The sequence below is a fragment of the Baekduia sp. Peel2402 genome (assembly GCF_052567285.1).
In genome coordinates this window covers 2,717,504-2,740,106 of sequence record NZ_CP199582.1, presented here as the reverse complement: position 1 = coordinate 2,740,106, position 22,603 = coordinate 2,717,504, and the positions used below count along the sequence as shown (strand labels likewise).

The window sequence follows — 22,603 nt, the reverse complement described above, 5'->3', positions numbered from 1 at the left end:
GATGGCGACGGGTGCCGACGCGCTGGTGGCAGGGCTGGAGCGCGCGGGCGTCAAGGTCGTCTTCGGCCTGCCCGGCGTCCACAACCTGCCCGCGTGGGAGGCCCTGCGCAACTCGTCGATCCGGCTGATCGGCGTCCGGCACGAGCAGGCCGCCGCCTACGCGGCCGACGGCTACGCGCGGGCGACCGGCGAGGTCGGCGTCGCGCTCGTCACGACCGGCCCGGGCGCGGCGAACACGCTCGGCGCGGTGGGGGAGGCGTGGGCGTCGCGGTCGCCGATCGTCGTGATCGCCACCGACATCCCGACGTCGTTGAAGCGGCCGGGGATCGTCGGCGGCGCGCTGCACGAGGCCGCCGATCAGCGCGCGCTGTTCGACACCGTCGTCAAGGAGACGTTCCGCCTCGACGACCCGGCCGACGTCGAGCGCGCGGTCGCGGTGGCCCGCGAGGCGCCGCGGCGGCCGGTGTTCGTGGAGATCCCGACCGACCGGCTGTCGGCGACCGGCCCGCGCTGGGACGTCGGGGAGTTCGCGGTCGACGTCGTCGACGAGGAGCCCGAAGGCGTCGCCGAAGCGGCGGAGATCCTGGCCTCGTGCTGGAAGCCGCTGGTCTGGGCGGGCGGCGGCGCGATCGACGCGGGTCCGGAGGTCGCCGAGCTGGCGCGGCGGCTCGGGGCGCCGATCATCACCACCTACACGGCCAAAGGCCTGGTCGGCCGCGAGGACCCACGCGCGGTGCTGCTGCCGCCGCACCTGCCCGCGGTCGGCGAGCTGTGGGACACGTGCGACGTGCTGATCGCGATCGGCTCAGATCTCGACGGCATGAACACCATGAACTGGCGGCTGCCGCGGCCACCCAAGGTGATTGCCTTGAACGTCGACCCGGCCGACGCCACCAAGAACTACGTGGCCGACGCGGTGGTCCAGGGCGACGCGGCCGCCGCCGCGCACGCGCTGGCGCTCGGCCTGCCACCGGCCGACGCGCCGGTCTGGGCGGACCTGACCACGGTCCGCCGCCGGGCGCGCGGCGCGGTCCGCGGCGACCATCCGGAGGAGATCCGGTTCCTGGAGGCCTTCGCCCGCGTCGTCCCCGATGACGTCACGGTGGTGGTCGACATGTGCATCCCCGGCTACTGGCTGTCGGCGATGCACGCGCCCGCGGGTCCGCGAAAGTTCCAGTACCCGATGGGCTGGGGCACGCTCGGCTACGCCTTCCCGGCCGCGCTCGGCGCCGCCGCGGCCGGCCCCACGCTCAGCGTCTCCGGCGACGGCGGCTTCCTCTTCGCCGTCGGCGAGCTGGCGACCGCCAAGCAGGAGCAGCTGCCGCTCACCGCGCTCGTGGTCGACGACGGCGGCTACGGCATGCTGCGCTTCGACCAGCGCCACTCCGGCGTCGAGCCCTACGGCGTCGACCTCGCCACGCCGGACTTCGTCGTGCTCGCCGAGTCCTTCGGGATCCGCGCCTCGCGCGTCGACGGCCTGAGCGACGACTTCGCTGCCACGCTGGCCGAGCACCTCGCCGACCCCGCGCCCTCGCTCCTGGTCGCCCGCGCGCAACTCGCGCCGCCGCCGACGACCTCGCCCCGCTGGCACCGCACCGGCCCGCCGATCTGGGCCCACCCGCCCGACCCGCTCGCGGGCCTGGGCTAGACGCCGCCGCTAGGCGTCCGGCAGCTCAGCGCGCTCGCGCGGCGCGATCCGCGACAACAACGTCCGGGCGGCCGCGATGACCAGCGGTCGGTCGTAGACGGTGGAGAACGAGAAGCGGCGGTCGCGGTCGTCGGCGTCGGTGTCGCCGAGGTCGCGGGCGACCAGCGCGCCGGCGAAGTGCGGGCCCAGCACGATCACCGACCACTCGCCGGCCAGCACGTCGTCGGCCTCCAGCTGAGTGCCGCGCACGCCGTGGACGGGCTCCTCCGGCAACCCCACGCCGAAGGCGGCGACCAAAGACGCGCGGCGCGCCAGAGTCTCGTAGCGGCGGGCGGTCGCCGGCGTGAAGTGACGCGCCTCCTGGAAGGCGGACAAGACGACCGCGCCCTCGCCGATCCGCTGCGCGCGGTGTTCCAAGTGATGGCTCATCGGCAACAACAAGCGCTTGGTTGCCTCGGCGACCGCGCCGCCGCGCGCCTCGCTCACCACCGCGAACGGCGTGTCGCCCGGCGGCGGCTCCACGAAGACCGTCGTGCGCCGCACGCGCGACACCGGCAGCGGCGGCGTCAGCGGTCCGGGTCGCCCGTAGCGCCAGCCCTGGCCCAGCGACGCGCCCAGCGTCCGGGCGATCGCCGCGTGCTCGTCGTTCTCGATCCCCTCGGCGAGGATCTGCGCGCCGGTGCGCTCGTGCTCGGCGGCGACCGCGGAGACGATCGCGGCCTGGTCGGTCGACGGCCGGTCCTGCACCAAGGACAGGTCCAACTTGATGACGTCGGGCGCGATCAACGGCAACAGCGCCAGCGACCGCACGTCGGCGCCGAGGTCGTCCAAGGCAATGACATGGCCTGCCGCGCGCTGGTCGCTCAGCACGCGCGACAGCTCCGCTGGCCGCGCGGTGATCGCGCGCTCGGTGACCTCGATCACCAGCGACAGCTCCGCCGTCGCGCGCGCCCACAGCTCCGCGTGCTCCGGCGGGCACGGCGCGTCGATCGCCGCCGGCTCCGAGTTCAGGAACAACGACCCGCCGCGGCCCAGCCCGGCCGCCAGCGCCGCGCGCACCGCGGTGATCCGGCAGGCCCAGTCGACCTCGACCGTCCGGCCCGCCGCCGCGGCGGCCGCGAACAGCCGGTCGGGGCGGTGCAGCGACGAGCCCTCCGGCCCGCGCGCCAGCGCCTCGTAGCCGACGATCTCCTCGGACTCCAGCTCGACGATCGGCTGGAAGACCGCGGTCAAGCCGCCCTCGCCGAGCACGCGCTCCAGCTCGCGGCCGGCGTTCTTGGGGTCAAACGCGTCGTCGGGGACGAGCACGGCCTCGCCGGTCGGCGTGCGGTGCACGCGCAGCGTGTCCTTGCCCGCGGCCTTCGCGCCCTGCGTCGCCGCGTCGGCGTCGTGCAGCAGGTCGGCGGCGGACGTCGTCGTGCCCTGGCGGAAGACGCCGACGCCGATCGAGACGCGCGTCTCCAGCCGCAGATCACCGACGACATGCGGCTCCTCGCGCACCGCCGACAGGATCCGGGCGCCGAGCTCGCGCGCCACGCGCTCGCCTTCTCCCGCCGGCAAGTCCTTCAACAACAGCGCGAACTCGTCGTCGCCTAGGCGCGCCAGCAGGTCCTGCGGGCGGATCACCGACTTCAGCCGCTCGGTCGCCGCGCGCAGCAGCGCGTCGCCGGCCGGGTGGCCCCACTTCTCGTTGACGGTGTGGAAGTCGTCGAGGTCGATCTGCAACAGCGCCAGCTCGGTCTCCTGCACGCGCGCGCGGTGCATCGAAGAGCGCAGGTCGTCGTGCAGCGCGCTGCGGTTCGCCAGCCCGGTCAGCGCGTCGTAGTAGGCGAGCTCGTGCAGCCGGGCGCTCGCGCGCATCCGGTCGGTGACGTCGCGCTGCGTGCCCAGCCAGCGCAGGATCGCGCCGGAGCTCGGGTCGCGCTGCGGCGCGATCGCGACCTCGTTCCAGAACGGCGTGCCGTCGGCGCGGTAGTTCAGCAGCGTCACGTAGGCGTCGCGGCCGGCGGCGATCGCCTCGGTCAGGATGCTCACCGCACGCGGGTCGGTGTGCGGACCTTGGAGAAGCTTGGCGTTGCGGCCCAGGACTTCGGACGCGCCGTAGCCGGTCAGCAGCTCGAAGCCGGGACTGACCCAGCAGATCGGCAGGCCGGGCTCCGGCTCGACGACGACGATCGCCGTCAGGCCCTCGAGATCGGGGACGGACATCGCGTCTCTCTTACCCGCCGAGCCGGAAGTCAAGATCGGCGGCGACGTCCTGCACGTCCATCTGCGCCTTCTGGAGCTTGCCCGCGTAGTCCCAGTTCAGCGACTGCCAGCGCGTGAACTGGTCCAGCACCCAGACGCCGGACTGCCGCGAGCCGTTGCCGGACTTGCCGTTGCCGCCGAAGGGCAGGTGCGCCTCGGCGCCGCTCGTGGAGTTGTTGACGGACACCATCCCGGCGCTCACGCGCTCCCGGAAGCGGAACGCCAGCGTGGGGTCGCGCGTGTAGATCGCCGACGACAGCCCGTAGCCGTGGCCGTTGGCGAACGCGATCGCCTCGTCGAAGTCCTCGTACTTGGCGACCCCGACGAGCGGCCCGAACGTCTCGGTGTTGGCGAGCTCGTCGTCGATCCGCACGCCGGCGACGATCGTGGGGTGGACGTACAACCCGGCCTCGAAGTCACCCACGAAGCCCGCGCGCGGCGCGTCTGCGGTCACACGCCCGACGGCCGTCGAGCCGCTGACCGAGTGGTGCTCGCGGATCAGCCCCAGGTGGTCGTCCACGAACCGCGACAAGAACTTCTCGTCGATCATCGGCCCGTAGAGCACGTCCTGCGTGGGATCGCCGATTGGCGCGCTCTCCACGGCCCGCGTCAGCTTGGCCACGAACTGCTCGTAGACCGGCGCCGCCACGATCGCCGTCCCCAGCGACGTGCAGCGCTGGCCCGCCGTCCCGAAGCCGCCGAACAGCGCGCCCTCCACCGCGAGGTCGAGATCCGCGTCGGCGGTCACCACCATCGGGTTCTTGCCGCCCAGCTCCAGGCACGGCGACTGCAGGTGGCGGCCGCACAGCGCGCCGATCTCGCGCCCGACCGCGCTTGACCCCGTGAAGCCGACCTTGTCGACCAGGCCCTCGTCCAGCGCGCGCTCCAGGCCGGCGAACGTCGCCGGGCCGTCGGCCAGCACCAGGTTCAGCACGCCCTCGGGCAGGCCGCCCGCGACGAACAGCTGCGTCAGCGCCTCGCCGAGCGCAGGCGTGTAGTCGGCCGGCTTCCACACCACGGTGTTGCCGCACAGCAGCGCCGGCACCAGGTACCAGGCCGGGACCGCGACCGGGAAGTTGCCGGCGGTGACGATCGCCGCCACGCCGACCGGGACGCGGAAGGTGAACAGCTGCTTGTCGGGCATCTCGCTCGGCACGGTCTGGCCGTAGAGCCGGCGCCCCTCGCCGAGGAAGAAGTCGCACGTGTCGACGATCTCCTGGACCTCACCCAACGCCTCCGCGTAGGGCTTGCCGATCTCGCGCGTGACCAGGCGGGCGAGCGCCTCCTTGTTGGCCTCGACGATCCGGCCGATCTGCTGGATCGCCCGTCCGCGCCGCGGCGCCGGGACCTGCGCCCACGCCGGCTGAGCCGCGCGGGCGGCGCGTGCCGCGGCCACGAACGCGTCGGCGTCCGCGACTGGACCGTCGAAGACGACGTCATCGAGTTGCGCGGGGTTGGTGGAGGTCAGACGCACGGCGGCGGACATGGGCGGCAAGCTACAGGGGCCCGAAATGTCCGGTGCTTGACCACCAGGGTTCAAGTACGGTCCTCGATTTCCGATCTCCTGGCCAAAGGGGCACGATTCGCCGCGCCTGCGTCCGGACGGACCCCTTTCTCTCCTATGCGCATCCCAAAGATCCTGACCTCCGTCGTCGCCCTCGCGGCCTTCGCGATCCCGACGACCACAGCCCACGCGGCGGAGCCCGGCGTCAACGCCTCCTCGCCCGACCACGCGACGCTCGCCGAGGCGCTGGCGACCGGCGCGAAGTCGGTCCGTCTGTTCGTCTCGTGGGCCGAGCTGGAGTCCGGCGGGCGTGGCACCTACACGCCCGCAGGCGGCACCGGGCCGCTCTACGACGCCGCGATCCAGCAGCTCAACGCGGCCGGGGCCAAGCCCTTGTTCGTCGTGCTCAACACGCCCTCGTGGGCTAACGGCGTCGCCGACCAGCTCGTGCCGCCGAACGACCCGCAGGACTACGCGAACTTCATCGGGGCCTTCGCCGCCCACAACAAGACCATCGGCGACGTCGCCGGCTACGAGGTCTGGAACGAGCCCGACGAGAACCAGTTCTGGCATCCGGGCCCGGACGCCGGCCGCTACGCCGCGCTGCTGAAGGCCTCCTACACCGCGCTCAAGGCCGCCGACCCGCGCGCCGCAGTCGTCTCCGGCCCGACCACGGGCAACAACTACCAGTGGATCCAGGGCCTCTACAGCCTCGGCGCCGGGAGCAGCTTCGACGTCGTCGCGGTGCACACCGACACCGCGTGCCTGGACCGCGGCCCGGACGCGTTCTACCGCGAGGACGGCAAGCTCGCCCGCTACACGTTCCTCGGCTACCGGACCGTCCACGACGTCATGGCGGCCAACGGCGACGCCAACAAGCCGATCTGGATGAGCGAGCTCGGCTGGTCCTCGACGGGTGGCGGACCGACCTCCTGCACCCGCGGCGAGTGGGCCGGCAAGAAGCCGTCCGGCGTCAGCGAGGCCGATCAGGCCACGTTCCTGACCAAGGCCTATGAGTGCCTGGCCAACGACCCCTACGTGCAGAAGGCCGACTGGTTCACGCTGCGCGACCTGAGCGGCAACTCCGTCGATGAGCTCAACCACTACGGGTTGACCCACACGAACGGCGCGGCCAAGCCGTCGCTGAACGCCTTCAAGGCGGTGACCGCCGCCAACGGCGGCAGCGCCGCGACGTGCGGCGACTTCGACGCGCCCTCGATCCGGGTCATCAAGCCGACGCCGGGCCAGCAGTTCGTCGACAAGCTCGACCTGCAGGCCGCGGCGACCGACGGCGGCGTCGGGGTCGCGCGCATCACGTTCGCCTACGACACCAACCTCGAGATCCGCAACTTCACCGACGGCCTGGCCAACAACGTGCCGGTCGGGCTGGCGCCGTGGCAGGGCTCGGGCAAGCTCGCGCTCGGCGCGCACACGGTCATCGTCACGGCCCTGGACAAGAACGGCAACACGCAGACCGTCCAGGTGCCGGTCGTCAAGGTCAACGCGTCCTCGCTGAAGTCGACGCTGACGCCGACGGTCAAGCTGAAGACCAAGAAGGTCAAGTGCACCAAGAAGCGCGTGTGCACGGTCTCCGGGTCGATCTCGCGCGCGGCGGCCGTCAAGGCGCTGAAGGGTGCCGCGGTGCCCTCGCTGGGCGGCAAGGTCGCCGTCGAGTGGCAGTTCAAGAACAAGAAGGGCAAGTTCCGCAAGCTGGCCGGCGGGCTGAAGCCGGCCAACAAGCCCTTCACGTTCAAGACCAAGCTGAAGAACAAGGGCACCTGGCGCGTGCGCGTCGTCTACCAGGGCCAGGCGCCCTGGAAGAAGGCCACGTCCAAGTTCCTGACGTTCAAGGTGAAGTAGTAGCTCTTCGGTAGTACGGTGGGCGGCGTATGCCGCCCTCCGCCGTGGTGGTGGGCGCGGGGGTCCTCGGCTCCGCGCTCGCCGATCGTCTCGCCCGCTCCGACTGGTCCGTCACGCACGTCGAGCAGTACGCGCCCGGCCACGTGCGGTCGGGGTCCGGCGACGAGTCGCGGTTGATCCGCAGCGCCCATGGCGCGGACGCGACGCACGCGCAGATGTCGCGGCGCGCGCTGGAGCTGTGGAAGGAGCTCGATCGGCGTCTGGTCTGCGAGAGCGGCGTGGCGTGGTTCGCGCGCCGGCCGGACGGGTGGGAGGCCGACGCCGAGCGGGTGCTCACCTCGCTCGGGATCCCCAACGAGCGGGTCGATCCCGCCGAGCTGTTCCCGTCCGTGCGCACCGACGACCTCGCGTTCACGCTGCTGGAGCCCGAGGCGGGGCTGCTGCGCGCGCGGGACGGTGTGCGGGCGCTGGCCGACCGCGCGGTGGCGGCTGGCGCAGAGCGCGTGACGGCGGCGGCCACGCCGCAGGACGACGGCGCGCGGGTCGCGCTCGACGACGGGCGCGTGCTGGAGGCCGACCACGTGATCTGGGCCTGCGGCGGCTGGATGGCGGCGCTGTTCGGCGACGTGCTCGACCTGCGGATCACCCACCAAGACGTCTACTACTTCGGCGTGCCCGGCCGGTGGGCGGCGCCGGGCGTGCCGGGCTGGGTCGACTTCGACGGCGCGTTCTACGGGATGGGCGACCTCGACGGGCGTGGCGTGAAGATCGGGCCCGACCAGGAGGGTCCGGCGATCGACTCGCTGGACGCCGAGCGCCGCGCCGACCCCACGCTGGAGCGCGTCGCGCGCGAGTACCTCGGCTACCGCTTCCCGGACATCGCCGACGCGCCGCTGGTCGGCACCCGCGTCTGCCAGTACGAGATGACCTCCGACGAGCGCTTCGTCGTCGCGCCGCACCCGGCATGCACCGACGGCCGCGTCTGGCTTCTCGGCGGCGGCTCCGGCCACGCCTTCAAGCACGGGCCCGCGCTGGCCGAGCGGCTGGAGCGCTGGATCCTCGCCAGCGAGCCGGCCGAGCCGATGTTCAGCCTCGGCCCGGACCGCCGCCACGACGTGCAGCTGCGGACCGGCGGCACGCCGCTCTAAAGACCATCCCCAACTCCGGGTCCGGGGTTGGCGAGATGTTTGAGTGCAGGCGACCACTTCGGCGGGCATGATTGCGCTGACCATGCTCAGCGATCCCATCGGGTGCCACGGCCGCGTGACGGCCAGCGGCGCCATCGCGCCGGACCGAACCGGTGAGGTGATGATCGCGATGAACGGCGGCGTCCAGGCCTTCATGGCGCGCGACGTCGACGGCGGCAGCATCGACCCCTACGAGGAGATCGTGGTCGTCGATCGCGTCGCATCGCGCACGGTGCTGGTCACCCGCCTCTACCAAGGAGACACCGCTTCATGAGTCCCATCGCCATCGCCGGCATCGCCGTCGTCGTCGCGATCGTCCTGATCGCCGCGCTGTTCAAGCTGCTGTGGAAGGTCCCGGCGGCCGACCAGGCGCTGATCGTCACGGGCCTCGGCGCGTCGGGGACGTCGGCGGCAGGCCGGACGTTCAAGATCATCACGGGCGGTGGGGCGATGGTCATCCCGGCGTTGCAGCGCGCGCAGTACCTGTCGCTGCAGGCCGACAAGGCGCTGTTGGAAGTTGAAGGGGTCGACTCGCAGAAGATCCCGGTCGGCGTGCGCGGCGTGGCGCTGTTCAAGGTCGGCGACGACCCGCAGTCGATCACCAACGCGACCACGCGCTTCCTGCACGACCAGGACATCGAGGGCGGGCGCGTGTCGTCGCAGATGCACGACATGGTCAAGGAGGTCTTCCACGGCCACCTGCGTTCGATCATCGGCGGGCTGACGGTCGAGGACCTGATCGCCAATCGCAACGAGCTGGCCCAGCAGACGCGCGACGCGTCCTCGGACGAGATGCAGAAGCTCGGGCTCGTCGTGGACTCGCTGCAGATCCAGGAGATCATCGACCCGACCGGCTACATCCTGGCGCTGGGCGAGCCGCGCGCGGCCGAGGTCAAGAAGCTCGCGCGCATCGCGCAGGCCGCGGCCGACCGCGAGGCGACCGAGCGCGAGCAGGAGGCCGAGACGCTGAAGGCCGCCGCGCTGCGCGAGACGCAGATCAAGCTCGCGGAGTTCCAGGCCGAGCAGGACCGCGCGACGGCGACGTCCGCCCAATCCGGGCCGCTGGCCGACGCCGAGGCGCGCAAGCAGGTCGTCGTGCAGGAGACCGAGGTTGCCGACCTGGAAGCCCAGCGCGAGGAGAAGCGGCTGGAGACGTCGATCCGCAAGCCGGCTGACGCCGAGGCCTACCGGCAGCGCGTCGAGGCCGAAGGTCAGCGCGAGGCGCGGATCGCGCTCGCCGAGGCGGGCAAGCGCGAGACCGAGCTGGCCGCCGAGGCCAACGCGCGCAAGGTCGAGCTCGGCGCGGCGGCGGACGCCAAGCGCGTCGAACTGGCCGCGGCCGCGCGGGCGAAGGAGACGCGTGAGGTCGGCCTGGCGGAGGCGGCGGCGACCGAGGCCCAGGGCACGGCGGAAGGCACCGCGGTCCGCGCGAAGGGCCTGGCCGAGGCCGAGGCGATCGCCAGCCGCGCCGAGGCGCTGGAGAAGCAGTCCGACGCGGTCATCGGCCAGCAGCTCGCCGAGAAGCTGCCGGAGATCGTGCGAGCGGCGGCCGAGTCCTTCAAGGGCGTCGACAACCTCACGATCCTCAACGGCGCGGCCGGGGTCGGCGAGATCATGAACCAGGTCATCGGGCAGGCCGGCCCGGCGCTCAAGCTGGCTCGCGAGACGCTCGGGCAGTCAGCGACCGGCGGGAGCAGCAGCGATGGCTCAAACGGCCGCGTGCCACAGCGCTCCGTTCCGCCGAGCGACGACGCTCCAGAAGCCTGACGTCATTATTCGGACACGGCGTTAAGGTCCTCCGCGCACCTGCCGATGGGTTCATAAGAGGCAGGGCACGGATCGCCCCGGAACGGACGCCGCCGCCTTCTGGGCAAGAACGCCGTGCGCTTGCCGGCCTCTGCTCCCCCTCCCGGGAGCAGGGGCCGCGAGCCGCATGTGCAGCACGGACGCCTCGGCGCTAGGAGACAGCCTCCAGCAGCAGCCGCGTCGCCAGGAAGGCGTCGTCGGGCAGCTGCGCCGGAGCGATCCACGCGAAGTCCCCGAACTTCGCGGGCTCGCGCAGCTCGGGCTCGACGCCGTCGACCTCGGCGAGCACGCCCGGCACGACCCAGCCGTCGACGAGCACCGCCGCGAAGACGCGCACGGCGTCCTCGGCGACCGTGATCCCGGTCTCCTCCGAAAGCTCGCGCACCGCGGCCCGCTCCACCGTCTCACCCGGATCGAGCTTGCCGCCCGGCAGCGCGAGCGGCGCGCCCTCCTCCGCGAGCCGCCGCCCGACGAGCACGCGCCCGTCCGGCCGCCGCACCACCACGCCCACGCCGATGCCCGTCGCCATGGCGCGCGAGCCTACGCCGAACGGACCAGGCCGCACTCCACCGCAATAATCGGGGCGGGTTTGGGGGAGAGCGGGCGTGTCGATGGCGATCTCCACGACTACCGACCCGGGCCTGCTGGCGCTGCTGGACTACGGCACCGCCGGCGCGGCGCTGCTTGACGCCGACGGCCGCTACGTCTTCGCCACGCGCGACTACGAGGAGGCGCACGGGCTCGCGCCCGGGACGATGGTCGGCACGACCGACGCCGAGCTGCTCGACGACGATGCGGTCGCCGCTCGGGCTGAGGCGTCGCGCGTCGCGCTCGAGGCCGGGCGGGCGCGCTTCGAGCACAGCGTCCGCGGCGGCGTCGTGTGCGGCGACCTGCTCGACCTCACAGCCGAGGGGGACGCCCGCCCGCGCTTCGGCATCGTCCTGCGCGCGGTCGAGCACGACGACCTGCGGCCGACCGACGAGATCCGCAAGCGCCTGCACGACGCCGAGCGCCGCGGCCGGATCGGCAGCTGGGTCTGGGACCTGCGCTCCGACCTCGTCTCGTGGTCCGACGAGCTGTTCCGCATCCACGGCCGCGAGCAGGACGGCGAGCCCGTGCCGTTGGAGGAGGTCCTCGGCCACCAGCACCCGGGCGACCGCGAGATGGTCGGCGAGCTGCTGCGCGCCGCCGCGGTCACCGCCGACCCGTTCGCGTTCGAGCACCGGGTGATCACCGTCGACGAGCGCCTGCGCTGGATGCACTGCCAGGGCACGACCGAGGTCGACGCCCAGGGCCGGCCGGTGCGCGTGCGCGGCACCGACCAGGACATCACCGAGCGCCGCGTCGTCCGCGAGCAGCTCGCCCGCCTGCACCGCCGCAGCCAGCTGATCCTCGAGTCGATCTCTGAAGGCATCGTCGGCCTCGACCGCTCGGCGCGCGTCACGTTCGCCAACAACGCCGCGCTGCGGATGATCGGCGCGACGCTCACCGACCTCGAAGACCTCTCGCTCGAGGACGTGCTGCGCCCGCCGCGCACGACGCCCGACCACCCGATCCGCGCGACGCTCGAGGACGGTCGCGAACGCCATTTGGAGCGGGCGCTGGTTCGCGGCCGCGGCGGCGAGCTGCTCGGGGTCGACTTCACGGTCACCCCGCTGCGCGGCCGGCGCCGCATCGAGGGCGCGGTCGTCGTGCTGCGCGACCGCTCCCTACGCGAGGGCTATGAGCGCCAGATCGCGTTGACGATGTCCGCGCTGGCCGAGGCCGACGCCCATCGCGGCGAGTTGCTGGCCAGCCTGGTCGCCGCCCAGGAGCTCGAGCGCCGTCGCATCGCCGGGGAGATCCACGACGACGCCGTTCAGGCGATGAGCGCGGTCGCGCTGCGCGCCGAGCAGCTCGCCGGCTCGCTCGACGGCACCGGGGCGCAGCGGCTCACGCGCCTCAGCGACGACGTCCGCGACGCCACCGCGCGCCTGCGTCAGCTGCTCATACAACTTCAGCCGCCGGAGCTGGAGACCGCGATCGGCGCGGCGATCGAGGCCTACATCTCGACCGCGGACTTCGACTTCAACTACATCTTGAACGACGACCTGCGCGAGCAGCCCAGCCACGCCGCGCGCGTCGTCCTGTACCGGGTCGTCCAGGAGGCGCTGCGCAACGTCGCCAAGCACGCGCGCGCCACCACGGTCCAGATCACGCTCGAACACCACGACAACGCCGACGGCCCTGGTCGCGTCCGGCTGACCGTCGCCGACGACGGCATCGGCGTCGACGCCGAGCTGCTGCGCACGCCGCAGCCCGGCCACTATGGGATCGACACCATGCGCTACCGCGCCGAGCTGGCCGGCGGGCACTGCACGGTCGGGGCGGGCGGGACCGGGTCTGGCACGGTCGTGACCGTCGAGCTGCCCCATCACCTCGAAGAGGAGACGCCGCGATGATCCGCGTCGTGGTGGTCGACGACCACCCGCTCTACCGCCAGGCGCTGGCCGACACGGTCAGCGGCGCGCCCGAGCTGGAGCTCGTCGGTGCCGCCGGCGACGGCCCGACGGGCCTGGACCTGATCCGCCGCCTGGATCCGGACGTCGCGATCCTCGACGTGCGCATGCGCGGCTGCGATGGCCCCGATGTCGCGCACGCCCTGGAGCAGAGCGGCGTCGGCACGCGCGTGCTGTTCATCTCGGCCCACGACGACGGCCCGACCGTGCACCGCGCGCTCAGCGCGGGCGGCAACGGCTTCCTGTCCAAGGACGCCGGCAGCAAGGAGATCCGCCGTGCGATCGTCGGCGTCATGCGCGGCGAGGTCGTCCTCGCGCCGGTCGCCGGCCGCCGCCTGACCGCCGAGCTGCGCCGCCAGCGGCTGCCCGAGACGCCGCCGCTGACCGAGCGCGAGCAGCAGATGCTCGAGCGCATCGCCGAGGGGCGCTCGGTGGCCGAGATCGCCGCCGAGCTGCACCTCGGTCACGCGACGGTCAAGACGCACTTGCGCAGCTTGTACACCAAGTTGGAGGTCTCCGAGCGCGCGGCCGCCGTAGCGGCCGCGATGCGCCGGGGACTCCTGACCTGACCTGCGGGGGATCGACCAGCTATTTCAGGTCGATCCCGCCGAGCAGGCTGTAGGTCTTGTTGGTCGCCTTCCCGCCGGGCTTGGACGGGACCTTCGTCATGACGCGGTAGAGCGCGGCGTTCGCGCCGCCCGGCCGGGCGACGCGCGCCACGAACTTCCCGCTGGACGACAACTTGACCGAGCCGACCGTCTCGTACTTCTTGCACGAGACCAGCCGCTGCACCGTGATCGTCGCGCGTGTGCGCGCGCGAGGCTTGGTCACCGTGCCGCGCAGCTCCACGCGGTTGCCCGCGGCCTGCGCGATCTTCGACACGTAGGTGCGGCGGGTCAGCTTCAGCTTCGGGCTGGCCAGCGTGCCGATCACGGCCTGGTAGCGGGCGCGGTCGCTCGTGCGCAGCTTCTTGGCCGGCAGCTTGGCGCGCGCCGTGAAGCGCCCGTTGGCGGCGACCTTCGCCGTCGCGACCTTCTTGCCGGTCGCGCTGAACTTGAGCGTCACGACCTTGCCCACGTACTGCTGGGCGGCGACGCCGGTCAGCCGCACGCGGCCGGAGGCGATCACCACATCGGTCAGCAGCAGGCGGCCGTTGCCGCACGACAGCAGGATGTCGCGCGTGTTCCCGGTGGCGAAGACGCCGCCGGAGCTCGGCACCGACCCACCGGTGACCGGCGACGGCGAGGAGGATGGGGCGCCGCCGCCGGTGCCGGAGCCTGTGCCGCTGCCACCCGTGCCGCCGCCACCGCCCGTGTCGGTGCTGGAGACCGGCGCGGGCACGACGACCGTGCCGGTGCCCGTGTCCGTGTCGCCGTTGCCGTCGGTCACGTCGACCGTGACGTCGGCGGTGCCGGGCGTGACCGTGTCGGGAATCGTTGCCGTGCAGGTGCCATCGGGGGCGACCGTGCCGCTGATCGTGGTCGCCGTGCCGCCGGACTGCGGCGTCACGGTCACCGTGCAGGAGACGACCGGCGTGCCGGGCGCCGGCGTGACCGGCGTGGCGACGTCGTGGCCGTCGATGACCGGCGTGCCGACCTCGGGCCCGGCGATCGTGATGATCCCGCTGGCGCTCGCCGCGTCGCCGGTGCTGTCGGTCACGGTGGCGTCGACGTCGTGGCTGCCGGCGCCGAACGCGGTGGCCGGGAGCGTCGCGGTGCACGTGCCGGCCGCGGCGTCGTACGTGGCGTCCAAGACCACCAAGTTGCCTTGGTCGTTGCGCGCGCGCAACACGCAGGCGGTGATGGTCTCGCCGGACGGCGCCGATGCGTTGGCCTGGACGACGCGGTTGCGACCGCTGTCAGCCAGCGTCACCGTCGGCGGCGTGGCCGCGACGGGCGGAGCGCCGACGCGGATCTCGCCGGACGCGCTGCCGCCGTCGCCGTTGGCGTCGGTCGCGGTAACGGTCGCGATGTACGCGCCGTCGGCCACGGCCGCCGGGGCGGTGACGACGCAGCTGGCGGTGGCGGCGTCGTAGCGGCCGTCGAGCATCGTCGTCTCGGGGTTGTTGTCCGTGTTGGCCGGCGTCAGCGTGATCTTGCACGTGTCGATCGCGACGCCGGGCGCGGGCGTGACCGGGGCGGCGATCTCGCGCTCGTTCGCGGTCGGCGTGCCGACGCTCGGCGCGCTGGTCATGATCGTGCCGCTCGCGCTGCCGGTGCGGTCCGAGGCGTCCGTCGCGGTCGCGCGGACCTCGTAGGCGCCGGGACCGTAGGTGTCACGCGGGAGCGTCGCGGTGCAGGTCGTGCCGTCGTCGCTCAGCGCGGCGTCGGCCAGCGCGGTGAACGTGCCGCCGCTGCCGGCGGGTCGGGCCTCCAGCGTGCAGGACCGCACGTCGGGATCGGCGCCCGGAGCGATCGTCGCGACGACCGTGCGGTTGGTGGCGCTGTCGCTCAGCGCGACCGCCGGGCCGGCTGGGACCGCGCCGACCGTGCCGGTGCCCGTCGCGGTGCCGGCGTCACCGGCGTCGTCGGTGACGGTGGCCTCGACGCTGTACGCGCCGGAGCCCACGGCGTCTGGGAGCGTGGCGCGGCAGGTGCCGGTCGCGGCGTCGAGCGTGCCGTCGAGGGTCGTCGCCCCGCCGCCGCCCGTGGGCGTCAGGACGAAGCGGCACGACGCGAGCGTCGTCCCCTCGGGCGCGGTCGCCGTCGTGGTGACGGTGCGCCCGGAGATCGCGGGCGTGCTGACGTCCGGCACACGCACCTCGACCGCGCCGGTAGCCTCACCGGTCCGGCCGGCGTCATCGGTCGCGTGGACGCGGACCTCGTAGGCGCCAGGACCATAGGTGTCACGCGGGAGCGCGGCGGTGCAGTGTCCGGTGCTCGCGTCGTACTGCGCGTCGAGCAAGGTGTAGTCGTTGCTTCCGGCCGGGCGCGCCTCGATCGTGCAGGAGTCGATCGTGCGGCCGGGCGGCGGCGTCACCTCCGCGACGACCGCGCGGTTGTCGGCCGGGACGATCTGCACGGCAGGTCGCGGCACGGCGCCGATCGTCACGCCGGCGGTCCTGCTGCCCGTGTCGCCGTTGGCGTCGGTGATTGTCACGGTCGCGGTGGCCTCACCGGGGTCGATGACACCGTCGGGCAGCGTGGCCGTGCAGGTGCCGTCGCTCAGCGCGCCCGCAATCGTCACTGGCGCCGTTGGCCCGGCGGGGTCGACCTCGATCCGGCAGCTCACTAGCGGCGTGCCGGGCGCGGGGTCGACGGTCGCGGTGATCGTTCGGCCGTCGGCGGCGGGCGCCCCGACGTCCGGCGCGACCACGCGGACCGTGCCGCGATCGGTGGCGCCGTCGCCGGAGCTGTCGGTCGCCGAGACGACGACCTCGTAGGAGCCCGCCGGGAACGCGGCGGTGCCGAGTGTCGCGGAGCAGGTGCCGCGCGCCGCGTCGTAGGTGGCGTCGAGAGGCGTCAGCGGCGTGCCGTCGTCCGCGCCCGCCGCGCGCACGCCGATCGCGCACGCGGTGATCGCGTCGCCGTCAGACGGCGTGACGTTCGCGGTGACGACGCGGTTGATGGCGCTGTCGGTCAGCGTGACCGTGGGCGGCGTCGCCGGTGGCGCGGGCGTGCCTACGAGCAGCTCGGCGTCCGCGCGGCCGGTGTCGCCGTTGGCGTCCCGGGCGGTCGCGGTCACCACGTAGGTGCCGGTGGCGACGCTGGCGGGCGCCGTCGCGGTGCACACGGCGCCGGAGGCCGAGACCGTGCCGTCGACGGTGACGTCGGCGCCGCCCCCGACGGGGGAGAGGACGAAGGCGCAGGCCTCGACCGGCGTGCCCGCGGCGGGCGCGAGCGTCGCGCGCAGGTCGCGGTCGTCGGCGGTCGGGGCGCCGACGGCGGGTGCGCCGACGGTGACCGGGCCGGTCGCGCTGCCGGTGCGGCCGGCGTCGTCGGTCGCGGTCGCGCGGACCTCGTAGGCCCCGGGGTCGTAGTCCCCGCGCGGGAGCGTGGCGGTGCACGTGGTGCCGCCGTCACCTAGCCGGGACGGGAGCGTCGTGTAGCCGCCGGTCGAGTCCGCGTCGCGGACGGCGAGCGTGCAGGCGGTGACGGTCCGGCCGGTGCCGGGCGCCAGCCGCGCGACGACCGTACGGTTCTCGCCGCTGTCGACGAGCGTCACGGCCGGTCCGGGCGGGACCGCGCCGACGGTGACCGTGGCGGTCGCGGTGCCGACGTCGCCATTGGAGTCCGTCGCGCGCGCCGTCGCGGTGGCGGTGCCTTCGGGCACGGAGTCCGGGAGCGTGGCGCGGCAGACGCGAGCGCTCGCGTCATAGATGCCGGGGATCGTTGTTGAGGTGATGGAGAACTCACACGCGGCGATCGTGGCTCCCGCAGGCGGCGTGACCGCGGCGGTGATCGCGCGATCGGCCACGGCGGGCGAGCCGACCGACGGGTTGGTGATGGTGATCGATCCGGAGCCGCTGCCGGTCTGCCCGGCGCTGTCGGTGGCCTCGACGGTCACGGGGTAGGTCCCGGCCGGCACGTCGGCGCGCGGGAGCGTCGCGGTGCAGCGGCCGGTGGCGGCGTCGTAGCTGCCGGTCACGCGCACGGGCGCGGTGACGACGCAGCCGGTGATCGTGCGGCCCTCGGGCGGCGTGACGGTCGCGGCGACGACGCGGTTGCGGCCGCTGTCGACAACGGCCACGGAGGGGCGCCGCTCGGTCGTCGTGTCGCAGACGGCGCCGGTCGCGGAGACGATCGACTGCGCGACGGTGGCGTCGATCAGCGAGCCGCCGAGGACGTTGCCGATCGTCACGTGCAGCGCGTTGCGGGTCAGCACGCCGTTGACGATGGTCTGCTCGTTGGGGATGAGCTGGGCGACGACGCCGACCGGCAGGCCGTTGACGACGTTGCCGGTGATCGTGACCGGCCGGTCGAGGCCGACGACGCGCACGCCGCCGAGGTAGACGTTGCCGATCGTGGAGGTGGCGGTGAGCGAGGGGGCGCCGCTCACGCAGGAGGCGGTGGCGCTCGACGTGGCGGCGTCGACGCGCAGGAGGCTGATCAGGCCGGTGACGCTGAGGCGCACGTTGGCGACGTTGGCCGACGCGGTCGCGCGCTGAGCGGAGGTCGTTCCGGACGGACCGGTGAGCGAGGTGGAGGAGTTGAGGGCTCCGGCGGCAAGACCTACAGGAAGGCCGCCGGTCAGGGCCCCGATGCCGCGCGAGTCGTCTCGGCACCGGGGTCCGTTGGCGTTGGAGGTCAGGAGCCCGAGGGTCAGGTCGAGGCCGAGGAGGCGCGCGTGCAGGGGAGACGCCTCGCAGTTCCAGGTGGGGGCGGCCGACGCGGCGGGGGCCGCGGCGGTCGCGAGGGCGCAGGCCGCGGCGAGCGCGAGCAGGCAGTGGGTCAGTCGTCGCATGTCGCGTTCTCCCGGCGTGAGTTGTCGTAGGTCGAAAGGGGGTCTTCCTGGGCCGCGCGGTCGTCGACGGGGCACAGGCGGCCGAGCTCGGCGGCCGCGGTGACGCCGTCTTGGGCGTGCTTGCCGTCGCTGTCCGGCGTGTCGCGGGCGACGCCGATCCCGATGCGGGCGGCCTTGGCGCTGAGCAGAATGGCGCGGTGCGGCGGGCTGGTCAGCCACGCGGTGAGCAGGCGGCGGGGGGTGCTGGCGCCGCCGGTGCCGAGCACCAGGATCTCGCCGGCCCACCAATCGCCGCGGGTCGGCCAGCCGGAGTCGCGGAGGCGGTCCTTGACGGTCGTCCCACCAGGCGAGGTGTGCGCGAAGTAGTCGCGGCGGACCATGTCGGCGGCGTGGTCGCGCGCGGCGCGGCCCAGGCGGTCGTCGTACTTCAGCGGGGAGAGCCCGCGCTGGCGGCGGGTCTCGTCGATCAGGCACGCGAGCGCGGCCCGGTTGGCCGCGACGCTGCTCGCGGCGATCGGCGCCTCGGCGCCCTCGCAGTTCTGCGTGGCCAACGTGAGCCCCGCGCTCTGCGCAGACGCAGGCGTTGGGGCAGCGGCGAGCATCACGCTCGCGGCGGCGGTGGCGAGCACCGCCGCTTTGAAGTGCAAGTCCTTCATCTCTGTGCGCCTCCCGGCTGGAGAGAACTTCAGTCCTGAATCCGGTGTCTCCGGAGCCGTGTCGCACTGCCGCTCGCCCACAGCACTTTGCAGCGCTAAGGCCCATGAACCTGTGCATCGCCATCGCCCTCCCGTCGCCCCCGCGACGATCCCCCCACCAACCCGCTGATCGCGCCCGTGCCGATCGGCCGAGGCCGATCGGCTGAGTGCGTGGTCAGCGAGGGCTTACGGCGTCGACAACAGCGCGCCGACCCATGCCGCCGCCGCGCCGATCGAGGCCGCGCCGCGCACGTGGTTGGCCCAGTTCCAGCCGTCGAGGTACTCCTGCCAGCGCGCGGCGGCGTTCGCGGCGTGCGGCGAGACGTCGGCCAACTCGTTGTTGAGCGGGACGTTGTGGGCGACCGTCAGCAGGAACGAGCCGACCAGGAAGACGGCGCTGCCGGCGACCAGCAGCGTCGCGCGGCGGTCGCCCCAGTCCATGACGCCGCGGACGGCGAGGTAGGCGGCGACGAGCGTCGTGCCCATGAAGGCCACCATGAACGCCGGCCGCTCGGCGGTGACGTTGATCGACTGCATGGCCTTGATCGCGTCGGTCGCTGGCAGTCGCTCCAGGGCGGGCATCACGAACGACGAGAACGCGAAGAACGTGCCGCCGACGAGGCCGGCACCGAGCGCGCCGGCGAGGGTCGCCGCGCTACGCATGGGTCCACGCTCCGGCCGCCGCCGCGTCGCGGGCGTACTCGGCGAACGTCCGCGGTGGGCGGCCGAGCGCGCGCTGGACGCCGTCGCCGGTGGCGGTGTTGCGGCCGTCGAGGACCTCGCCGAACAGGTACGAGAGCAGGCCGACGGTGTCGTCGTCCAGGCCGGCGGCGCGCAGCTCCGCGGTCCAGGTGTCGAGGCCGACCAAGGTGTAGGTGATGCTCTGGTCGCGCGCCGTCGCGATCGCCGCGACGGCCTCCGCGAACGTGATCGCCTCCGGCCCGGTGCAGTCGTAGACCTCGCCCGCGTGGCCGTCCTCCGTGAGGGCGGCGACCGCGACGGCGGCGAGATCGTCCGCATCCACGAACGGCTCGCGGACGTCGCCCACGGGCAGCGCGACGGCGCCCGCGTTCACGGGGTCGGAGAGGAACGCTTCGCTGAAGTTCTGCGCGAACCACGCGGACCGCACCACGGTCGTCGGGACGCCCGCCGTGCGGACGCGCTCCTCGGCCCGCTGTGCCTCTTCCTCGCCGCGGCCGCTGAGCAGCACGAGGCGCTCGAGGCCCTCGCGGACGGCGAGCGCCGCGAGCGCGCCCACGGCCTCGGGCGCGCCCGGGACGGCGAGGTCGGGGAAGAAGCTGACGTACGCGGCGCGCGCGCCGCGCAGGGCAGGCGCCCAGGTGGACGGGTCGGTCCAGTCGAAGGGCGTTCCGACGCTGCGCGAAGCGGCGCGGACGGGGACGCCGCGCTGCTCCAGGAGCGCGGCGACGCGGCGGCCGGTCTTGCCGGTGGCGCCGAGGACGAGGGTGGGTTGAGCGGTCATGACGAGCATGGAACACCGCCTTCGTGAGACGGTCCATGGTCAGAACTCGCCGATCCATGCGCGAGCGTCTACAGTCGTCGCCATGGACTCGATCGCTGGCCTGCTCGACGGTCCGCGCGCCCGCGGCGCGTTCCTGCTGCGCTCGGTCCTCGATCCGCCGTGGTCGATGCGCATCGAGGACGAGGCGCCGCTGACGCTCGTCGCGCTCGTCCGCGGCACGGCGCACGTGCTGCCCGACGCCGACGGCGCCGAGGCCTTCGTCCTGCGCGCGGGCGACGTTGCCGTCCTGCGCGGCCCGGATCCCTACACGGTCGCTGACGCGCCCGACACCGCGCCGCAGGTGGTGATCCTCCCGGGCCAGCGCTGCGTGCTGCCCGATGGTCGCGAGCTCCCGGAGATGGGCGACCTCGGCGTGCGAACGTGGGGCAACAGCCCCGACGGCGAGACCATGTTGTTGACGGGCACCTACCAGCTGCGATCCGAGACCAGTCGCCGCCTGCTCGACGCGCTGCCGCCGACGCTGCACGTGGATGCGGCCTCCTGGCAGAACCCGCTCGTTGGCTATCTCGCCGAGGAGATCGCCCGCGACGAGCCCGGCCAGGAGGCCGTCTTGGATCGTCTCCTCGACCTCCTGCTGATCGCCGCCCTACGCGCCTGGTTCGCCCGCGACGAGACCCACGCACCCGGCTGGTACCGCGCCCAGGCCGACCCCATCGTCGGCCCCACGTTGACGTTGATCCACAACAACCCATCCCAGCCCTGGACCGTCGCGACCCTCGCCGACGCCGTCGGCGTCTCCCGCGCCGCCCTCGCCCGCCGCTTCACCGACCTCGTCGGCGAGCCACCTATCGCCTTCCTCACCACCTGGCGCCTCACCCTCGCCGCCGACCTCCTCCGCGAACCCGGCACCACCATCGCCTCCGTCGCCCCCCAAGTCGGCTACTCCTCCGCCTTCGCCCTCTCGACCGCCTTCAAACGCGTCCGCGGCGTCTCACCCGCGGAGCACCGCAGCCTCCGCTCGATCTCCGACGATCTCCTCCGCAGCGCTTGAGATCGCCCGCTGCGACGTCTGTCGATCACACGTCGAATTCGAGTTGCAGGTTCTGTCGGGCAACGACGAACGGGTCGTATTCCCCTCGCGGCGGACGGCTCACGCGGACCTCGCCCCACATCGACTTGATGGCTTCACCGGCGGTGTAGTACCGACCGCGGTTCTGTCCATGCGGCTCGACGAGCTGCGAGTCGACGAGTTGGCGCAGATCACGGCTTGCTGTGAGGTCGGAGATCTCCTCGCCCTCGGTCTGTTCGACGATTCGCCGATAGCTCGAGTTTCGCAAGCGCAGCCCGAAGCTTGTCTCCACGAGAGGGCCAACCGTTCGCTCTGGAACTTTGCGGAGAGACGCGAGTTCCGCGCACCGCGTGTAGAGCGCTTGCACTTCTTCTATGCGCCGCAGGTGCGTCTTCGCCTGCCGGTAGTGAGCGGTCAGGCAATACCTGACCCAGGGTAAGGCGTCGTTGTGCGGGTGCCATGAGCCTTGGCCGACTTCTCCTAGGACTTGGTAGTACTCCTTCGTGTTGCGTCCGATGTACTCCTCGATGCTCGAGAACACTGGCGCAACGATGCGCTCCTTCGCTAGTACGAGGGTTTGTAGGGCCCGTGCCATTCGTCCGTTGCCGTCGCGAAACGGATGGATCATCACCAGGTTGAGGTGCGCCATCGCAGCGCGCACGAGCACAGGTCCGTCGTCCCGGTTGAGCTGGGACGTCATCGCGGCTATGAGCGCGGGAACGCTGTCCGAGTCGGGTCCTTCGTAGACCTTGCGACCGGTCTCCTCTTCCTCGACGAAGATCTCACCGGGTCGCCATCGACCGGGCCACTTGGGCAGGTCATGCTTGATCATCATGAAGTGCAAGGCCTTCATGAGCCCCTCGTCGATCATGACCTCGCTGTCTTGGGCGACCTGGAGGACATAGGTCATGGCATCGCGGTAGCCGGCTAACGCCAGGACTGTTTCTTCGTTCGCTTCAAGGTTCGGCTCACCATCGATCAGGGCGGCGACGTCGTCGAGCGAAGCGTTGTATCCCTCGACTGAATTCGAGCCTTGGACAGCTTTGGCAAGCGTCATGCGCCGCAGACTTCCGTACCACCGCCGTGGTTCGGCCACCTGCCAGCTCATCTCCTTGCGAAGACCTTCGATCAGTCGAAGAACCTCAAGATCCACGGCATCCAAGGTGGGGGGCGAATACACATCCATGACAGATTCAATCTATC

General features: G+C 72.7%; 16 protein-coding genes. 8 read left to right on the top strand and 8 right to left on the bottom strand.

The genetic code is table 11. From position 1 onward, the window contains the following. The first annotated feature begins 1 nt into the window (after window position 1). Window positions 2–1,648: a thiamine pyrophosphate-binding protein gene (locus ACT01A_RS13395; RefSeq protein ID WP_445152760.1), complete on the top strand. Its 1,647-nt coding sequence runs from the start codon at window positions 2–4 to the stop codon at window positions 1,646–1,648. Window positions 1,649–1,657: 9 nt separating this feature from the next. Here ACT01A_RS13395 and ACT01A_RS13390 read toward each other — a convergent pair whose 3' ends face one another. Both ACT01A_RS13390 and ACT01A_RS13385 read right to left on the bottom strand, forming a co-directional pair. Beyond that, window positions 1,658–3,856, bottom strand: a complete 2,199-nt coding sequence (locus ACT01A_RS13390; protein ID WP_445152759.1) for a diguanylate cyclase domain-containing protein — start codon at window positions 3,854–3,856, stop codon at window positions 1,658–1,660. Window positions 3,857–3,866: 10 nt separating this feature from the next. After that, the gene (locus ACT01A_RS13385) at window positions 3,867–5,381 is read right to left on the bottom strand and encodes an aldehyde dehydrogenase family protein (RefSeq protein WP_445152758.1); all 1,515 of its coding nucleotides are present in this window, start codon (window positions 5,379–5,381) and stop codon (window positions 3,867–3,869) included. A gap of 135 nt (window positions 5,382–5,516) precedes the next feature. On the opposite strand from ACT01A_RS13385, the gene ACT01A_RS13380 reads away from it, so the two are divergent. From ACT01A_RS13380 to ACT01A_RS13365, 4 genes are read left to right on the top strand one after another with little or no spacing between them, the layout of a single operon-like run. Then, window positions 5,517–7,259: an Ig-like domain-containing protein gene (locus ACT01A_RS13380; protein ID WP_445152757.1), complete on the top strand. Its 1,743-nt coding sequence runs from the start codon at window positions 5,517–5,519 to the stop codon at window positions 7,257–7,259. Window positions 7,260–7,288: 29 nt separating this feature from the next. Beyond that, on the top strand, window positions 7,289–8,407 hold the full coding sequence (locus ACT01A_RS13375) for an NAD(P)/FAD-dependent oxidoreductase (protein ID WP_445152756.1): 1,119 nt from the start codon (window positions 7,289–7,291) through the stop codon (window positions 8,405–8,407). Window positions 8,408–8,450: 43 nt separating this feature from the next. Beyond that, complete coding sequence (locus tag ACT01A_RS13370) at window positions 8,451–8,720, top strand: hypothetical protein (protein ID WP_445152755.1); 270 nt, start codon at window positions 8,451–8,453, stop codon at window positions 8,718–8,720. Beyond that, window positions 8,717–10,213 (top strand): flotillin family protein, encoded by a 1,497-nt coding sequence (locus tag ACT01A_RS13365; protein WP_445152754.1) that lies wholly within the window; start codon window positions 8,717–8,719, stop codon window positions 10,211–10,213. The genes ACT01A_RS13370 and ACT01A_RS13365 overlap by 4 nt, the downstream gene beginning before the upstream one ends. Window positions 10,214–10,403: 190 nt before the next feature. On the opposite strand, the gene ACT01A_RS13360 is transcribed toward ACT01A_RS13365, so the two are convergent. Further along, on the bottom strand, window positions 10,404–10,781 hold the full coding sequence (locus ACT01A_RS13360) for a nucleotide triphosphate diphosphatase NUDT15 (protein WP_445152753.1): 378 nt from the start codon (window positions 10,779–10,781) through the stop codon (window positions 10,404–10,406). Window positions 10,782–10,863: 82 nt separating this feature from the next. Here ACT01A_RS13360 and ACT01A_RS13355 point away from each other — a divergent pair, with 82 nt between their 5' ends. Then, complete coding sequence (locus ACT01A_RS13355) at window positions 10,864–12,693, top strand: PAS domain-containing protein (RefSeq protein WP_445152752.1); 1,830 nt, start codon at window positions 10,864–10,866, stop codon at window positions 12,691–12,693. Next, window positions 12,690–13,319 (top strand): response regulator, encoded by a 630-nt coding sequence (locus tag ACT01A_RS13350; protein ID WP_445152751.1) that lies wholly within the window; start codon window positions 12,690–12,692, stop codon window positions 13,317–13,319. Before ACT01A_RS13355 ends, ACT01A_RS13350 begins: the two co-directional genes overlap by 4 nt. A gap of 19 nt (window positions 13,320–13,338) precedes the next feature. Here the strand turns inward: ACT01A_RS13350 and ACT01A_RS13345 are convergent, their stop codons facing one another. From ACT01A_RS13345 to ACT01A_RS13330, 4 genes are all read right to left on the bottom strand, one after another. Then, the gene (locus ACT01A_RS13345; protein WP_445152750.1) at window positions 13,339–18,153 is read right to left on the bottom strand and encodes a beta strand repeat-containing protein; all 4,815 of its coding nucleotides are present in this window, start codon (window positions 18,151–18,153) and stop codon (window positions 13,339–13,341) included. Further along, the gene (locus ACT01A_RS13340; protein WP_445152749.1) at window positions 18,141–18,809 is read right to left on the bottom strand and encodes a CAP domain-containing protein; all 669 of its coding nucleotides are present in this window, start codon (window positions 18,807–18,809) and stop codon (window positions 18,141–18,143) included. Before ACT01A_RS13340 ends, ACT01A_RS13345 begins: the two co-directional genes overlap by 13 nt. A 225-nt stretch (window positions 18,810–19,034) precedes the next feature. Then, window positions 19,035–19,511: an anthrone oxygenase family protein gene (locus ACT01A_RS13335; RefSeq protein WP_445152748.1), complete on the bottom strand. Its 477-nt coding sequence runs from the start codon at window positions 19,509–19,511 to the stop codon at window positions 19,035–19,037. After that, on the bottom strand, window positions 19,504–20,331 hold the full coding sequence (locus tag ACT01A_RS13330) for an SDR family oxidoreductase (protein ID WP_445152747.1): 828 nt from the start codon (window positions 20,329–20,331) through the stop codon (window positions 19,504–19,506). Before ACT01A_RS13330 ends, ACT01A_RS13335 begins: the two co-directional genes overlap by 8 nt. An 82-nt stretch (window positions 20,332–20,413) precedes the next feature. Between ACT01A_RS13330 and ACT01A_RS13325 the strand changes: the two genes are divergently transcribed. After that, window positions 20,414–21,382: an AraC family transcriptional regulator gene (locus ACT01A_RS13325; protein WP_445152746.1), complete on the top strand. Its 969-nt coding sequence runs from the start codon at window positions 20,414–20,416 to the stop codon at window positions 21,380–21,382. Between the two features lie 25 nt (window positions 21,383–21,407). On the opposite strand, the gene ACT01A_RS13320 is transcribed toward ACT01A_RS13325, so the two are convergent. After that, on the bottom strand, window positions 21,408–22,586 hold the full coding sequence (locus ACT01A_RS13320; protein WP_445152745.1) for a Fic family protein: 1,179 nt from the start codon (window positions 22,584–22,586) through the stop codon (window positions 21,408–21,410). Window positions 22,587–22,603 lie beyond the last annotated feature (17 nt).

Excerpts from the sequence above, each read along its gene's own strand:
- ACT01A_RS13365 (WP_445152754.1), top strand. The coding sequence starts at position 8,717 with ATGAGTCCCATCGCCATCGCCGGCATCGCCGTCGTCGTCGCGATCGTC.
- ACT01A_RS13375 (WP_445152756.1), top strand. The coding sequence starts at position 7,289 with ATGCCGCCCTCCGCCGTGGTGGTGGGCGCGGGGGTCCTCGGCTCCGCG.
- ACT01A_RS13340 (WP_445152749.1), bottom strand. The coding sequence starts at position 18,809 with ATGAAGGACTTGCACTTCAAAGCGGCGGTGCTCGCCACCGCCGCCGCG.
- ACT01A_RS13350 (WP_445152751.1), top strand. The coding sequence starts at position 12,690 with ATGATCCGCGTCGTGGTGGTCGACGACCACCCGCTCTACCGCCAGGCG.
- ACT01A_RS13360 (WP_445152753.1), bottom strand. The coding sequence starts at position 10,781 with ATGGCGACGGGCATCGGCGTGGGCGTGGTGGTGCGGCGGCCGGACGGG.
- ACT01A_RS13385 (WP_445152758.1), bottom strand. The coding sequence starts at position 5,381 with ATGTCCGCCGCCGTGCGTCTGACCTCCACCAACCCCGCGCAACTCGAT.
- ACT01A_RS13325 (WP_445152746.1), top strand. The coding sequence starts at position 20,414 with ATGGACTCGATCGCTGGCCTGCTCGACGGTCCGCGCGCCCGCGGCGCG.
- ACT01A_RS13320 (WP_445152745.1), bottom strand. The coding sequence starts at position 22,586 with ATGGATGTGTATTCGCCCCCCACCTTGGATGCCGTGGATCTTGAGGTT.
- ACT01A_RS13345 (WP_445152750.1), bottom strand. The coding sequence starts at position 18,153 with ATGCGACGACTGACCCACTGCCTGCTCGCGCTCGCCGCGGCCTGCGCC.
- ACT01A_RS13380 (WP_445152757.1), top strand. The coding sequence starts at position 5,517 with ATGCGCATCCCAAAGATCCTGACCTCCGTCGTCGCCCTCGCGGCCTTC.
- ACT01A_RS13395 (WP_445152760.1), top strand. The coding sequence starts at position 2 with ATGGCGACGGGTGCCGACGCGCTGGTGGCAGGGCTGGAGCGCGCGGGC.
- ACT01A_RS13355 (WP_445152752.1), top strand. The coding sequence starts at position 10,864 with ATGGCGATCTCCACGACTACCGACCCGGGCCTGCTGGCGCTGCTGGAC.
- ACT01A_RS13390 (WP_445152759.1), bottom strand. The coding sequence starts at position 3,856 with ATGTCCGTCCCCGATCTCGAGGGCCTGACGGCGATCGTCGTCGTCGAG.
- ACT01A_RS13330 (WP_445152747.1), bottom strand. The coding sequence starts at position 20,331 with ATGACCGCTCAACCCACCCTCGTCCTCGGCGCCACCGGCAAGACCGGC.
- ACT01A_RS13335 (WP_445152748.1), bottom strand. The coding sequence starts at position 19,511 with ATGCGTAGCGCGGCGACCCTCGCCGGCGCGCTCGGTGCCGGCCTCGTC.